We start from the raw sequence: 13,451 nt of genomic DNA, 5'->3' as shown, positions 1-13,451 counted from the left end.
CCTCTCCGCAAGGGGGCTGCGGAAGATCCGGTTCTGGGTTTTTTCAGCCTCGGCCGCTAGTCTCGAAGAACCCCCGTGGTACGCCCCTCGGGGGTGGTACCAGTCACCGCACCACCCGAAAGCCTCTCGTTTGCCGAATCCCGCCTCGCGTTCCAGCGCTTCTGCGCCGACCCCCGCGACCGCCGGTACCCCCCAGACGACTCCTCTCACCCGCCGCCAGCTGCGCGAGCAGGCCGCCGCAGCCGCCGCTCCGGCCGAGCCCGTTCTCACCCGCCGCCAGCTGCGGGAACTCGCGCAGCAGCAGCTCGAGCGTGAGTCGCGGTTGCAGGCCGAGGAGATCGCCGATCTCGAGATCGCACCGGTCGGTTCCGGCCCCCTCGAGCCCGGCGTCGAACTGACCCTCGAGCCGGTGCTCCAGGTCGACGACCCGGATGCACTCGCCCCCGAGATCCCGCTCCACCTCGCGGCCACGCGCCGGAGCCGGCGGGCTTCGCGCCCCGCAGGCCCGGCCGCCGACGAGGAGCTGGTGCGCGCCGTCACGGCGGCCATCGAGGTCGTCTCGGCCGACGTCTCCGCCACCCGCCCGTTCGAGGCGATGCCCTCTCGACGGGCCGCTCGAGCCGCTGCTGCTGCTGCTGCTGCCGCTGCCGCCGAGGCGTCCGCCGCCTCCGCGTCGACCGGGTCCGAGGCAGAGACCGAGTCCGGTGTTCCGGCAGCCGACAGCTCGAGCGCCCCCTCGCACGATTCCTCCGAACCGCGCGACCCCGAGGATGCGGCCGACCGCAGCGAGTCCACGCGTCCCGAGCCCGCCGTCACCGACGTCGACACGGCTCCGGATGGCCGGCCCGCCGACGCCACCGAGAACGCGTCGCCCGTCGCCACCTCCGTCGCAGTCGCCACCACGGCCCCGGCCGTGCCCGGTTTCGCGCTCGCCCCTGGCACCGGGTCGCGTCGAGCCGTGGTCGCCCGCGATCGCTCGGCCCGGGCGGTCGCCACCCGCCGTGCGTCCTCCGGCCCCGCGGCCGGTGCCCCGCGCCCGTCGAGCCGGCCCGGCTCCGGCCGCCGCAAGAACTGGGCCAAGGCCGGCCTGTCGACGCTCGCCATGCTCTTCGTGATCGGCATGACCGCGGTCACCGCCATCCCCACCACCGTCTCGGCGAGCCCGGCCGACTCGAACCTGGTGAACCTGAGCCTGAACGCCAACTCCACCGCCCAGACCCAGCAGCTCATCACGGCGAGCGGAGCCACCTCCGAGGTGGTCGACCGCGACGGCTACTCCGTCACCGACGCCGGTGAGCTGCAGGCTGCCGGCTACTCCACCGCCCAGCTGCTGGTGGGCCGGTCGCTCGCCCAGGAGCTCGTCGACGCGATGGACTCGGGCAAGCTCGTGGGCTCGGTTCCCGATCACATGAAGGAGATCCGCTGGATCGCCCAGGGCGTGACGGTTCCCGACTGCGGTGTCGACTACCGCATCCTCGAGATCATCGCCATCGCCGTGCGCAACTTCGACCAGGTGGGCGTGAGCGACATCAACCGCAAGTGCACCGGCCAGATCGAGGGCGCGGGCACCAGCTCCTCGCACTACATCGACGGCGGCGGCCACGCGGTGGACTTCTATCTGCTGAACAACAAGAGCCTGAACGGGGCCGACGCTGGCACGCTCAAGCTCATCAGCATCCTCGACCCGGTGATGCCCGTCGGCTCCCGCGTCGGCCAGGCCGGCTGCCGCGCCTCGGCCGGTGTGACGGTGAACCTCACCAACTGGACCGAGTTCGACGACTCCTGCACCCACATGCACGTCGACGTGCCGGTGACGGATGCGCCGCTGCTGCTGGCCGATTCCAGCCTGCTGAGCAAGTAGGCCGGAGGTCGGCATGGCAGACCGCGAGCCGATCACGCCCGACGGGGAGCCCGAACCCGGCCCGGTGACGCTCTCCGATGCTCCCGACCGCATCCTGGCCGGTCGTGCCGCCGACGGCGACCTGCGGGCGTTCGAGGTGCTCATCCGCCGCCACGGCGGTCTGATGCGGGCCTACGCGAACCGCGTGCTCGGCTCGAACCTCGAGGTCGACGACGTGGTGCAGGAGACCTTCATCACGGCGTGGAAGAAGCTGCCCGAACTCGCCGACCTGGCGGCCGTGAAGTCGTGGCTGATGCGCATCGTGAACCGCAAGGCCATCGACCGCATCCGGGCCCGGCACGACGACCGCCCCATCCTCGAGTGGGAGGGCGAGATCCCGGCCGAGCAGGGCCCGGAGAAGCAGGCCGAGGCCCAGTCGCAGCGGGAGCACCTGAAGGCCGCGCTCGAGCGCCTGCCCGAGGGTCAGCGCCAGTGCTGGGTGATGAAGGAGATCGGCGGCTTCTCGTACGAGGAGATCGCCGAGGAGCTGGGCGTTCCGCCGTCGACGGTTCGGGGACTGCTGGCACGGGCGCGCAAGAAGCTGATCACGGAGATGGAGGGATGGCGATGACCGATTCGGCCGGCGACGACATCCTCGACGTCTTCAACGACTACCTCGACCGCGGCGAACAGCCCCCGGCCGAGCTCATCGACGCGAGCCCCGAGAACCAGCTGGCGTGGGCCGCTCTGGTGCGCATCCGCGAGGCCGCCACGTCGCTGATCGACCTCGAGGCCGAGGCCGACGCCGACCCGCTCGCCCCCGGCTGGGTGGAGTCGATCCTGGCGAATGTGCAGCGCGAGGTGCGCTCGGGCCGATCGATCCCGTTGTCCCATCCCTCACCGCGCGCGAGGCTCTCGCTCACCGAGGCCGCCGTGCTGGGGCTGATCCGGGCCGCCGGGGACACGGTCGACGGCGTGCTGATCGGCCGCTGCGTGCTCGAGGGCGACGTCTCCGAACCCGGTGCGCCGGTGCGCGTGCGGGTGGATGCCAGCGTGTTCTGGGGCGAGAGCATCCCTGAGCGCGCCGAGCTGCTGCGGGCGGCGATCGCGCACACCCTGCTCGAGCACACCGAGCTGCGGGTCGAGTCGATCGACGTCTCGGTCACCGACGTGCATCTGCGCCGGGCCCACGACGAAGGAGGTGCCCGATGAACGACGACGAACTCACGGCGACCCTCGGCGCGGCCGTTCTCGAGGTGCCCGGTGTGCTGCGCACCTACGACGCCCGGCCCGTGCTGGTGGCGGTGGTGTCGGATGCGGCGACGGCCCTGCGCAGCGGCATCGCGGCCGTGGTGCCCGCCGTGCTCCCCACCCGGTCTCCGGGCTCGGCCGACCCGGTTCCGGATGCGGCGAGTCCCGGCACCCCGGCCTCCCCGGCGCCGTCACCGGCCACGCCCGTGGTGATCGGCCACACGGCCGACGGACTCACGGTGACCGTGAGCATCGGCGTGAGCGAGGAACGGCCGGCCGCGGCCACCTGCCGCGACGTGTACTCGGCCGTCGCCGAGGCGCTGGCCGCTCAACCGGTCGACGAACCCCTCGACTCGGTCTCGGTGCAGATCTCCCACATCGGCTGACCCGGAGGGATCAGACCAGCACCAGCAGGGCGAGCACCGCGCCGAGCACGGCTGTGGCGACGATCAGCAGCACGATGCGGGTGAGCGGTGTCCACGGCGAGGTTCGCTGGAGGCGGGCCGCGCGGAGCCGCGAGGCGAAGAGCACGGCCACCGCACCCACTGCCACGAGCGCCGACAGCGCGGCGCCCACCAGGAACCCGCCGCGCAGGCACGCGAAGGCGAGCAGCAGCGACACCATCGAGGTGGAGAGCGCCGTTCGCTGCCAGGAGAGGGCCGTGCGCTCGGGCTGCAGCCCGGGGTCGCGCTCGGGGGCGCTCACAGGTCGCCGACGAGCTCGACCACCGCGTAGACCGCCAGCACCACGGCGAGCACGGCCACCCCGGCCACCAGCCACGGCAGGGCTGCGGGAGCGGGCAGGGGGCGGTTCTCGCGCAGTGCCCGCTCGGCGCGGCGCCAGGAGAACAGCGCCGACACCGCCAGCGCGCCTCCGGCGACGCACGCCGCGAGGGCGATCACGTCGATCAGCCACGGCAGGTCGGCGATCGACGCCAGCGTCGTGAGCGCCACCCCGCCCGCCACGAGCGAGAGCCCGGTGCGCACCCAGGCGAGGGCCGTGCGTTCGTTCGCGAGACTGAACCGCACATCCGGATCGTGGCCGACGCCGTACACCGAGCGGGGCAGCCGGTCGTCGCCCTCGGTGGCCGGGGTGTTCTCGCTCATGCTCGAACTCTAACCGCCCGGGCCGTCGTCGTGCCGGGAGGCAGGCTGCTCAAGCCCCGGTCGCTTCAGGCCAGCGCGAGCAGGGCCGCCGCCACGAAGGCCAGCACCAGTCCCACCACCTGAACCGCCGCGACGCGTTCGCGCAGCAGCATGGCCGCCAGGATGACGGTGCCCGCGGGATAGAGGGCGGTGAGCACCGAGACCACGGTGAGCTCTCCGGCCCGCAGCGCCAGCAGCAGGAGCAGGTTGGCGAGTGCATCGACGAGGCCGCAGGCGATGGCGAGCAGCACGGCCCGCTCGGCCCAGCGTGGGACGGTGCCGCTCTCGGCGCCGGCCGGCTTCGGGGGCCGGGGCGCATCCGTCGACCGGGCGCGGCGGACGGCGGTGATGCCGAGCACACCGGCGAGCACGACGAGCATCACGGCTGTGCTCACCGAACGGTTCAGCAGCAGGGGCACGAGACCCGAGTCGGGCGGGGTGCGGTCCAGGAGCACGAGGAACACGCCGATCAGCGCACCCGCGCCCACCGCCATCGCGAGGCCGAGCGGGCGGGGCCTGGCCGCCCCCTTCTCGGGCACGAATCCCACCAGCACCACCGCCACCAGCGCCAGGGCGATGGCCAGCCAGCCGAGCAGGGGCAGTCGCTCGCCGCCGAGCAGGCCGATGGTGAACGGCACCAGGGCCGACACCACCGCCGTCAGCGGCGACAGGATGCTCATGGGCCCGAGGGCGAGGCAGCCGTAGAGCAGGGCGATGGCCGCCGCACCCGCCAGGCCGGAGAGGGCGCCGAGCCCCACCGCTTCGGCCGAGGCCATGCCCCCGACGAACGGATACGCGGCCAGCAGCAGCACGAGTCCCGAGAACGCCGAGACGACGGTGACACGAACGGCGCCGAGGCGACGAGCGGCGAGACCGCCGAGGAAGTCGGCACCGCCGTAGACGATGCCGCCGACGAGACCGAGGAGTGCGGAGAGCATGTGCAGTCAGCCTAGGCGGGGCCGGGATGCCGGGGGCATCGGCGGCCACGGCCGCCGCCGAGCCGTCGCCGCGCAGAGGGACGCCGAAAGGCCGGCCGCCTGGAGCGACCGGCCTCTCGGCGTATCCCAGAAGAGGATTACATGGGGGGCATCAGCACCGTGTCGATGAGGTACACGGTCGCGTTGGCGGTCTTCACGCCACCGCAGATGACGGCGGTGGAGCCGTTGACGGTGAGGTTGTCCCCACTGCCGGCGACGGTGACCTCGCCACCCTGCACGGTCTTGTGGGTTCCGACGATCTGCTCGGGGTCGAGCTGGCCGGGGATCACGTGGTAGGTGAGCACCGAGGTGAGCGTCGCTGCGCCCTCGGGGGTCTTCAGCGTCGCGACGGTGGCCGGGTCGAGCTTGGCGAAGGCGTCGTCGACAGGGGCGAAGACGGTGAACTCACCGCTGTTGAGGGTGTCGACCAGGTTGACGTCGGGGTTCAGCCCACCGGAGACGGCTGCGGTGAGCGTCTTCAGCAGCGGGTTGTTCGAGGCGGCGGTGGCCACGGGGTCCAGCGACATGCCCTCGACGGAGCCGGCGCCGTCCGGAACGGCCTCGGCGTAGGCGGCGCAGCCCGAGCCGACGAGGTTCGCGGCCGGGTCCATGGCCTCGGTGGTGGGCGACGAGGTGGCCGAGCTGGTCATCGGGGCGCTGGACTCGTCAGAGCCGGACGTGGTGCTCGAGCCGGAACAGCCGGCGAGGCCGAACGTGGCGACAGCCGCGATGGCGAGAGCGGTAAGCGTGGATCGCTTGGTGATACGCATGTGATTCTCCTTCAAGGAATGGAAAAAAACGGCCGCTGACCGGGGGTTCAGCGTTCCGTGCCTTCAGAAGGTCTTCGGAGGCCCTTACGAACCGGATTGGGAATTCTTCGAAAGTCGTCGGGGATGGTGCGAGGATGGCCAGGTGAACCCAGCCTCCGAACTCGCCAGCACCGGTGCCAACCTGCACGTCGCCCTCATCATCGCGATCATCGCGGTGGCGGTGCTCGTCGTCGGCGGAGTGGTGCTCTTCATCGCCCGTCGCCGCCGCTCGAGCTAGCGGGTTCCAGCCGCCTCTAGCCGAAGGCCTCCACGGCCATGCTGCCCGGAACCGGGTGCTAACCGAAGGCTTCGACGGCCATGCTGCCCGGAACCGGGTGCTAACCGAAGGCTTCGACGGCCATGCTGCCCGGAACCGGGTTCTAGCCGAACGCTTCGACGATCGGCCGGAACTTCATCTTCGTCTCGAGGTACTCCCGCTCGGGCACGGAGTCGGCCACGATGCCGCACCCCGCGTAGGCGGTGATGTCGCCGGCCTCGTCGACCTGCGCCGACCGCAGCGCCACGGCCCACTCGCCGTCGCCATCCGCCCCCACCCAGCCCACGGGCCCGGCGTACCGTCCGCGGTCGAACGGCTCGAGCTCGCCGATCACACGCAGCGCGGTGTCGGTGGGCGTTCCCGCCACGGCCGCCGTGGGGTGCAGGGCCGCGATGAGGTCGAGCGAGGTCGACCCGTCGCTCAGCACACCCTCCACGTCGCTGGCCAGGTGCCACAGGTTGGGCAGCTTGAGCGTGAACGGCACCTCGCTCGTGGCGAGGCTGCGGCTGTGCGGCCGCAGCGCCGCCACGACGCTGGTCACGGCGAAGCCGTGCTCGTCGAGGTCTTTGGGAGAGGTGGCGAGCGCCACGGCCTGGTCGTGGTCGGCCGCCGCATCCGCCCCACGGGACGTGGTTCCGGCGAGCACCCGGGCGCTCACCGTGCCGTGCGACACGCGAACCAGGGTCTCGGGGCTCGAGCCGATGAAGCCGTCGACGGCGTAGGTCCAGCAGTCGGGGTAGCCGAGGGCGAGGTCGGTGAGGGGGCGGCGCAGGTCGGCGCCGGCGGGCAGGTGACCCACGAGGTCGCGGGCGAGCACCACCTTGCTCAGTTCCTGGGCGGTGATGCGCTGCACGGCGGCGTCGACCGAGGCGCGGAAGTCGTCGGCCGTCACCTCGCCCGGCATGAGGGTGAGCCGGTACTCGGGGCCGAGCGGCCGCGCCGAGGCCACCGGCAGCGGTTCGTCGACGCCCTCGACGCGCACCTTCGTCACCCAGTGCCGCCCGTCGCGCTTTCCCACGATCACGCGCGGCACGATGAGCGTGCTCGTGGCCGACGAATCGTCGGCGAAGGCGAAGGTGCCGAACGCCACGAGGCCGGAGCCCGGCAGGGCGAGGGGGTCGGTGACCCGCGCCGCCGACACCACCTCTTTCCAGACCGCGCAGGCATCGATCATGCGGGTGGGCCCGCTGAACTCGAGCCGCAGCGCCTCGCCGATGCCGGCGATGCCCTGCCCCTTGCGCAACCAGATCAACGGATGACGCGGGTCGACGAGGGGGATGAGCATCTTCACGTCGTCGACCGGGTGGGTCTCCACCACCAGACGGGCCACCGGTCGCACTGAATCGCTCACGAAATCGAGCTTACGCCTGCACTTTGCGGCCACTGCCGCCACCGCTCAGCAACTGAACCTAAACTGAGAGGGTGACTAAGGCTGACCTCACCAAACGACCCGAACAGGTCTCCGCCATGTTCGACCAGGTGGCGGCCGGATACGACCGCACCAACGACGTGCTCTCCGTGGGCAACGCGGTGCTGTGGCGCGTGGCGACCACCCGCGCGGTCGGTCCCAGGCCGGGTGAGCGCATCCTCGATCTCGCGGCCGGCACCGGCACCTCGAGCGCCTCGCTCGCGAAGAGCGGCGCCCACGTGGTGGCCGCCGACTTCTCGCCCGGCATGATCGAGGTGGGCCGCCGCCGTCAGGCGGGCGTGCCGAACATCGAGTTCCTGGTGGCCGACGGCATGAACCTGCCGTTCGACGACGATTCGTTCGACGCCGTCACCATCTCGTTCGGCCTGCGCAACATCGTGGAGCCGAAGGTGGCGCTCGCCGAGCTCTACCGGGTCACCGCGCCGGGCGGCCGCATCGTCATCTGCGAGTTCTCGCGCCCCGTCAAGCCGCTTCGCCGCGTCTATCACTGGTACCTGGAGCGCGTCATGCCCACGCTCGCCAAGGCCGTCTCCTCCAACGACGCGGCCTACGACTATCTCTTCGAGTCCATCGCCTCCTGGCCCGACCAGAAGACGCTGGCCGGCTGGCTCCGCGAGACGGGCTTCACCGAGGTGGGCTACCGCAACCTCAGCGCCGGCATCGTGGCGCTGCACCGCGGCATCAAGCCCCTCCCGGCCACCGTGCGAACGGCCACCGTGCGAACGGCCACCGGGCGAACGGATGCCGCGCAGCCGGCCGCGGCGCGCCCGGCACCCGGGAAAAAGTAGGCTATGACCGTGACCTCCAGTCTTCGCCGCGCCACCGGCCGGTCGACCCCGCTCTCGCTCGCCGACCGCCTGTTCTCCACCGGCGAAGACCGGCGCACCGCGCGGCGCATCGAAGACGGCATCGAGGCCCTCGAGGCGCGCCTCACCGCCGAGACCCAGTTCGCCGGCGGGCTCGTCGACGTGGTGGCCCGCTACCTCCTCGAGGCCGGTGGCAAGAGGGTGCGGCCCATCCTCGCGTTCCTCACCGCGCAGCTCGGCGACGGCATCACCGACGAGGTCGTCACCGCCGCCTCCTCCATCGAGCTCACCCACCTGGCGTCGCTGTACCACGACGACGTGATGGACGAGGCCGACCAGCGTCGAGGGGTGCCGAGCGCCCAGTACGTCTGGGGCAACTCCATCGCCATCCTCACCGGCGACCTGTTGTTCGCGCGGGCCAGCGCCCTGCTGGCGCTGCTCGGGGAACGGGCCATCCGCTTGCAGGCCGACACGTTCGAGCGCCTGTGCCTCGGTCAGCTGAAGGAGACCATCGGCCCCGCCGAGGGCGAAGACCAGGTGGAGCACTACATCGCCGTGCTCGCCGACAAGACCGGTTCGCTCATCGCGGCCTCGGCCCAACTCGGCATCATCTTCTCCAACGCCCCGGCCGAGTACGAGCAGCCCGTGCGCGAGTTCGGCGAGAAGGTGGGCATCGCCTTCCAGCTCGTCGACGACGTGCTCGACATCGCCCCCTCGGCGGATGACACGGGCAAGACGCCGGGCACCGACATCCGGGCCGGCGTCGCCACGCTGCCGGTGCTGTACCTGCGCCAGCTGGCGGCCGGCGACGCCGATGCCGCCGCTCTGCTCGCCCGCATCCAGCCCGACGAGCTGGCCAGCGCCGCGCCCGACGACTCCGACGAGGCCATCCGGCTGCTGCGCGAGCACGCGGTCACGCGACGCACGGTCGAGGAGGCGCACCGCTACGCGCGGGAGGCCATCCAGGCGCTCGACCCGTTGCCGGCCGGAACCGTGAAGAAGACCCTGGTGCGGTTCGCCGAGACCGTGGTGGAACGCACCAGCTGACATCCAGAACGGGCAGCGTCACGAACACCGGATGCGCCCCGAGACCCACCGCGCCGACCGGGCACCGCGTCGCCGCTTCACCGATACGAAGGAATTCACCGTGACCAAGCTCCGTTTGGCCATCGTCGGAGCCGGCCCCGCCGGCATCTACGCCGCAGATCTGCTCGTGAAGGCCGAGCGTCAGTTCGACGTCTCGATCGACCTGTTCGAGCAGCTCCCCGCCCCGTACGGGCTGGTGCGCTACGGCGTCGCGCCCGACCACCCGCGCATCAAGGGCATCGTGAACGCGCTGCGCGAGGTGCTCGACTCGGGCGTCATCCGCTTCTTCGGCAACGTGCGCTACGGCGTCGACATCACCCTCGACGACCTGAAGAAGCACTACAACGCGGTGATCTTCTCCACCGGGGCCATCCGTGACGCCTCGCTCGACATCCCGGGCATCGACCTCGAGGGCTCCTACGGCGCCGCCGACTTCGTGAGCTGGTTCGACGGGCACCCCGACGTGCCGCGCACCTGGCCGCTCCAGGCCCAGTCGGTGGCCGTGATCGGCAACGGCAACGTGGCGCTGGACGTGTCGCGCATCCTGGCCAAGCACGCCGACGACCTGCTCTCGACCGAGATTCCGTCGAACGTGTACGAGGGACTCAAGGCCTCGCCCGTCACCGACGTGCACGTGTTCGGCCGCCGCGGCCCCGCGCAGGTGAAGTTCACCCCGCTCGAGCTGCGCGAGCTCGGCGAGATGAACGACGTCGACATGATCGTGCACGACGAGGACTTCGAGCTCGACGAGGCGTCGAAGGCCGCCATCGAGTCGAACAAGCAGGTCTTCGTGATCAACAAGGTGCTGAACCAGTGGCGCGAGCGCCCGGTGGGCACCGCGTCGCGCCGGCTTCACCTGCACTTCTGGGCGAAGCCGCTCGAGGTCGTCTCCGACGACGCCGGGCGGGTCGCCGCGTTCCGCTTCGAGCGCACGCGACCGGATGGCGCGGGCGGCGTGGTCGGCACCGGTGAGATCCGCGAGGTCCCGATCCAGGCCATCTACCGGGCCGTGGGCTACTTCGGCTCGCCGCTGGACGGCATCCCGTTCGACGAGCAGCACGGCGTCATCCCGAACCACGAGGGCCAGGTCCTCGACGACCACAACGAGCTGATCCCCGGTGTCTACGCCACGGGCTGGATCAAGCGCGGACCGGTCGGGCTGATCGGGCACACCAAGTCCGACGCCATGGAGACGCTCTCACACCTCGTGCGTGACCAGGCCAACTGGTGGGCGCCGGCCGACCCCTCCGAGGAGGCCGTTCCGGCCCTGCTCGAGTCGCGCGGCGTGGAGTACACCGACCTCGACGGGTGGCACAAGCTCGACGAGCACGAGCTGGCGCTCGGCGCCTCCGACGCGCACCCGCGCGTGCGCGTGAAGGTCGTGCCGCGCGAGGACATGGTCACCATCTCGCGCGCCTGAGCTGCCGCCCCGCGCGACTCAGCGGTGCACGCCGGACTCAGCGACGCACGCGGGCGCGCACCGCCAGGGCGGCGCAGGCCACCACTGCCACGGCGCCGGCGAGGGTGAGCGGCGTGAGCGCCTCACCGAGCAGCAGGGCGGCCCACGCGATGGTGAGCACCGGCTGCACGAGCTGCATCTGGCTCACCGAGGCGATGGGTCCGATGCCGAGCCCGCGGTACCAGGCGAAGAAGCCCAGGAACATGCTCACCACGCTGACGTAGCCGAACGCGAGCCAGCCGTCGAGCCCGGTGGCGCCGGCGCCACCGCCCGCTCCGGCCCCGAACAGCGGATGCGCCGCGATCGACACCCCGGTGAGCACCGCCATCGCCGGAGCGGCCGCCACGAGCGCCCAGCAGATCACCTGCCACGACCCCATCTCGCGCGCGAGCAGCCCGCCCTCGGCGTAGCCCACCGCGGCCGCGACCACCGCGCCGAGCAACAGCAGGTCGGAGGCGTGCAGCCCGCCGAACCCACCCGAGGCCAGCACCGTGAACCCCACCACGGCCATCGCCCCGGCGACGGAGGCGACCCAGAACATCCGGCTCGGTCGTTCGCGTGCTCGCAGCACGGCCACCACCGCGGTCGCAGCCGGCAGCAGGCCGATCACCACGGCACCGTGGGCCGCCGGGGCGCTCTGCAGGGCGAACGAGGTGAGGAACGGGAACCCGAGCACCACCCCGCCCGCCACCACGAGGATGCGCGGCCACAGCCGCCGGGCCGGCAGCCGAGAGCGGGTCGCCGTCAGCACCACCCCGGCGAGCACCGCGGCCACGAGTGCGCGCCCCGCCCCCACGAAGAGCGGATCCAGCGTGGCCACGGCGATGCGTGTGAACGGCAACGTGAACGAGAACGCCAGCACCCCCACGAAGCCCCACGCCAGTCCCGGCGTGGCTCCTCGCTGCTCTCGACTCAGTAGCGGAGCGGGGGTAGGTCGAGTAGCGCTATCATCAGGCTTCATGGGCAACGATAGCAGTGCCGCACGCATCGCCGCAGTCCTGCGCGCCAGGGTCGTCGGTTCGAGGGCCGGCACCCGCCTTCCGAGCACCCGCGCGCTCACCGCGGAGTTCGGCGCGAGCCCGGTCACGGTGCAGCAGGCCATGCGGCTGCTCGTGCGCGATGGGCTCGTCGAGTCGCGCCCCGGCGACGGCACCTTCGTGCGCCCGCCCCGCCCCGCGCCCCGGTCCGACCACTCCTGGCAGACCGCCGCCCTCGGCCCCGCCCGTTCCGACGGCGGTTTCGTCGGCTCCACCATGCAGACCCCGGCCGACGACGTGATCGCCTTGCACAGCGGTTACCCCGTCGACGACCTGCTCCCGGTCCGGGCGGTGCAGTCGGCGCTCGCGCGGGCCGCACGCTCGCGTTCGGCACTCGCCCGCCCGCCCGCCGCCGGCATCCCGGAGCTGCGGGCCTGGTTCGCCGAAGAGGTCGCCGCCTCGGCCGGTGCCCAGGGTGCGGCGCCCACCGCGGCCGACGTGCTGGTGATGCCGGGCGGCCAGAGCGCCCTGTCGTCGGTGTTCCGCGCGCTGGCTCGGCCCGGCGACGCGATCGTGATGGAGTCTCCCGGCTACTGGGGCGCCATCGCCGCGGCGCGACAGGCCGGGCTCGTGGTGGTGCCGGTACCGCGCGCGGGCGACGCGGTCGACCCGGTGGTGCTGGCTGAGGCGTTCGAGCGCACCCGCGCCCGCCTCTTCTACGCCATGCCGCACTTCGCGAACCCCACGGGCTCCACCTGGTCGCCGGCCGACGCGGCCGCCATCCTCGACGTGGTGCGGGCGAACGGCGCGTTCCTGGTCGAAGACGACTGGGCGCACGACTTCGCGCTCGACGTGCCCGTTCGTCCGCTCGCGGCCGAAGACCCCGACGGCCACGTGGTGACGGTGCGCTCGCTCACCAAGAGTGTCTCGCCGAGCATCCGGGTGGCCGCTGTGATCGCCCGTGGGCCGGCGCGAACGCGCATCCACACCGACCGGGTGGTCGACGGCCTCTACGTGAGCGGGGTGCTGCAGACGGCCGCGCTCGAGGTGGTCACCGCGCCGGCGTGGCAACCGCACCTGAAACGGATGCGCGAGCAGCTGCGCGCCCGCCGCGACGCGCTGGCGGGTCTCGTCACCGAGCTGCTCCCGCCGGGCACCCTCACGGCGGTGCCGAAGGGCGGCCTCAATCTCTGGCTCCGGCTGCCCGACGGCGTCGACTCGCCCGCGTTCGTGGCGGCGAGCGCGGCGGCCGGAGTGCTCGTGTCGCCGGGGGAGGAGTGGTTTCCGGCCGAGCCGACCGGGCCCTTCGTGCGCCTCAACTACTCGGGCCCCGACCCGTCCCGCTTCGCGGAGGCCGTGCGCGTCCTGGCATCCTGTCTCCCGCCGGCATCCTGA

General features: G+C 72.1%; 15 protein-coding genes. 9 read left to right on the top strand and 6 right to left on the bottom strand.

What is annotated here, in order from left to right:
• Positions 1-130: 130 nt before the first annotated feature.
• The 4 genes from ACEXOR_RS07245 to ACEXOR_RS07230 are packed head-to-tail and all read left to right on the top strand — an operon-like array spanning position 131 to position 3,477.
• Positions 131-1,861 (top strand): hypothetical protein, encoded by a 1,731-nt coding sequence (locus ACEXOR_RS07245; RefSeq protein WP_374848795.1) that lies wholly within the window; start codon positions 131-133, stop codon positions 1,859-1,861.
• Positions 1,862-1,874: 13 nt separating this feature from the next.
• On the top strand, positions 1,875-2,471 hold the full coding sequence (locus ACEXOR_RS07240) for an RNA polymerase sigma factor (RefSeq protein WP_374848794.1): 597 nt from the start codon (positions 1,875-1,877) through the stop codon (positions 2,469-2,471).
• Positions 2,468-3,052: an Asp23/Gls24 family envelope stress response protein gene (locus ACEXOR_RS07235; RefSeq protein ID WP_374848793.1), complete on the top strand. Its 585-nt coding sequence runs from the start codon at positions 2,468-2,470 to the stop codon at positions 3,050-3,052. Before ACEXOR_RS07240 ends, ACEXOR_RS07235 begins: the two co-directional genes overlap by 4 nt.
• Positions 3,049-3,477 carry a hypothetical protein gene (locus ACEXOR_RS07230; protein WP_374848792.1) on the top strand — a complete coding sequence of 143 codons (429 nt, stop codon included), beginning with the start codon at positions 3,049-3,051 and terminating at the stop codon, positions 3,475-3,477. Before ACEXOR_RS07235 ends, ACEXOR_RS07230 begins: the two co-directional genes overlap by 4 nt.
• A gap of 10 nt (positions 3,478-3,487) precedes the next feature.
• Here the strand turns inward: ACEXOR_RS07230 and ACEXOR_RS07225 are convergent, their stop codons facing one another.
• From ACEXOR_RS07225 to ACEXOR_RS07210, 4 genes are all read right to left on the bottom strand, one after another.
• Positions 3,488-3,796 carry a DUF202 domain-containing protein gene (locus ACEXOR_RS07225; protein ID WP_374848791.1) on the bottom strand — a complete coding sequence of 103 codons (309 nt, stop codon included), beginning with the start codon at positions 3,794-3,796 and terminating at the stop codon, positions 3,488-3,490.
• Complete coding sequence (locus ACEXOR_RS07220; RefSeq protein ID WP_374848790.1) at positions 3,793-4,197, bottom strand: YidH family protein; 405 nt, start codon at positions 4,195-4,197, stop codon at positions 3,793-3,795. Before ACEXOR_RS07220 ends, ACEXOR_RS07225 begins: the two co-directional genes overlap by 4 nt.
• 65 nt (positions 4,198-4,262) lie before the next feature.
• Positions 4,263-5,174 carry an EamA family transporter gene (locus ACEXOR_RS07215; protein WP_374848789.1) on the bottom strand — a complete coding sequence of 304 codons (912 nt, stop codon included), beginning with the start codon at positions 5,172-5,174 and terminating at the stop codon, positions 4,263-4,265.
• 137 nt (positions 5,175-5,311) lie between these two features.
• On the bottom strand, positions 5,312-5,983 hold the full coding sequence (locus ACEXOR_RS07210; protein WP_374848788.1) for a fasciclin domain-containing protein: 672 nt from the start codon (positions 5,981-5,983) through the stop codon (positions 5,312-5,314).
• 142 nt (positions 5,984-6,125) lie between these two features.
• Between ACEXOR_RS07210 and ACEXOR_RS07205 the strand changes: the two genes are divergently transcribed.
• A complete protein-coding gene (locus tag ACEXOR_RS07205; protein ID WP_374848787.1) occupies positions 6,126-6,260 on the top strand; it encodes an LPXTG cell wall anchor domain-containing protein in 135 nt (44 codons plus the stop codon).
• A 142-nt stretch (positions 6,261-6,402) separates the two neighbouring features.
• Here the strand turns inward: ACEXOR_RS07205 and ACEXOR_RS07200 are convergent, their stop codons facing one another.
• Complete coding sequence (locus ACEXOR_RS07200; protein ID WP_510186029.1) at positions 6,403-7,650, bottom strand: isochorismate synthase; 1,248 nt, start codon at positions 7,648-7,650, stop codon at positions 6,403-6,405.
• Positions 7,651-7,721: 71 nt separating this feature from the next.
• Here ACEXOR_RS07200 and ACEXOR_RS07195 point away from each other — a divergent pair, with 71 nt between their 5' ends.
• The 3 genes from ACEXOR_RS07195 (at position 7,722) to ACEXOR_RS07185 (ending at position 11,040) form a co-directional block, all read left to right on the top strand.
• Positions 7,722-8,516: a class I SAM-dependent methyltransferase gene (locus tag ACEXOR_RS07195; protein WP_374848786.1), complete on the top strand. Its 795-nt coding sequence runs from the start codon at positions 7,722-7,724 to the stop codon at positions 8,514-8,516.
• A 3-nt stretch (positions 8,517-8,519) separates the two neighbouring features.
• Entirely contained in the window at positions 8,520-9,581 is a 1,062-nt protein-coding gene (locus tag ACEXOR_RS07190) for a polyprenyl synthetase family protein (RefSeq protein WP_374848785.1), read from the top strand.
• Between the two features lie 100 nt (positions 9,582-9,681).
• A complete protein-coding gene (locus ACEXOR_RS07185) occupies positions 9,682-11,040 on the top strand; it encodes an FAD-dependent oxidoreductase (RefSeq protein ID WP_374848784.1) in 1,359 nt (452 codons plus the stop codon).
• 37 nt (positions 11,041-11,077) lie between these two features.
• Here the strand turns inward: ACEXOR_RS07185 and ACEXOR_RS07180 are convergent, their stop codons facing one another.
• Positions 11,078-12,040, bottom strand: a complete 963-nt coding sequence (locus ACEXOR_RS07180; protein ID WP_374848783.1) for a DMT family transporter — start codon at positions 12,038-12,040, stop codon at positions 11,078-11,080.
• On the opposite strand from ACEXOR_RS07180, the gene ACEXOR_RS07175 reads away from it, so the two are divergent.
• Positions 12,039-13,451: an aminotransferase-like domain-containing protein gene (locus tag ACEXOR_RS07175; protein WP_374848782.1), complete on the top strand. Its 1,413-nt coding sequence runs from the start codon at positions 12,039-12,041 to the stop codon at positions 13,449-13,451. The genes ACEXOR_RS07180 and ACEXOR_RS07175 overlap by 2 nt on opposite strands.

It is taken from the genome of Herbiconiux liangxiaofengii (genome assembly GCF_041927335.1).
GTDB lineage: Bacteria > Actinomycetota > Actinomycetes > Actinomycetales > Microbacteriaceae > Herbiconiux > Herbiconiux liangxiaofengii.
Note: the sequence above shows the minus strand (reverse complement) of the source record. Positions and strands in the feature narration are given on the sequence as shown.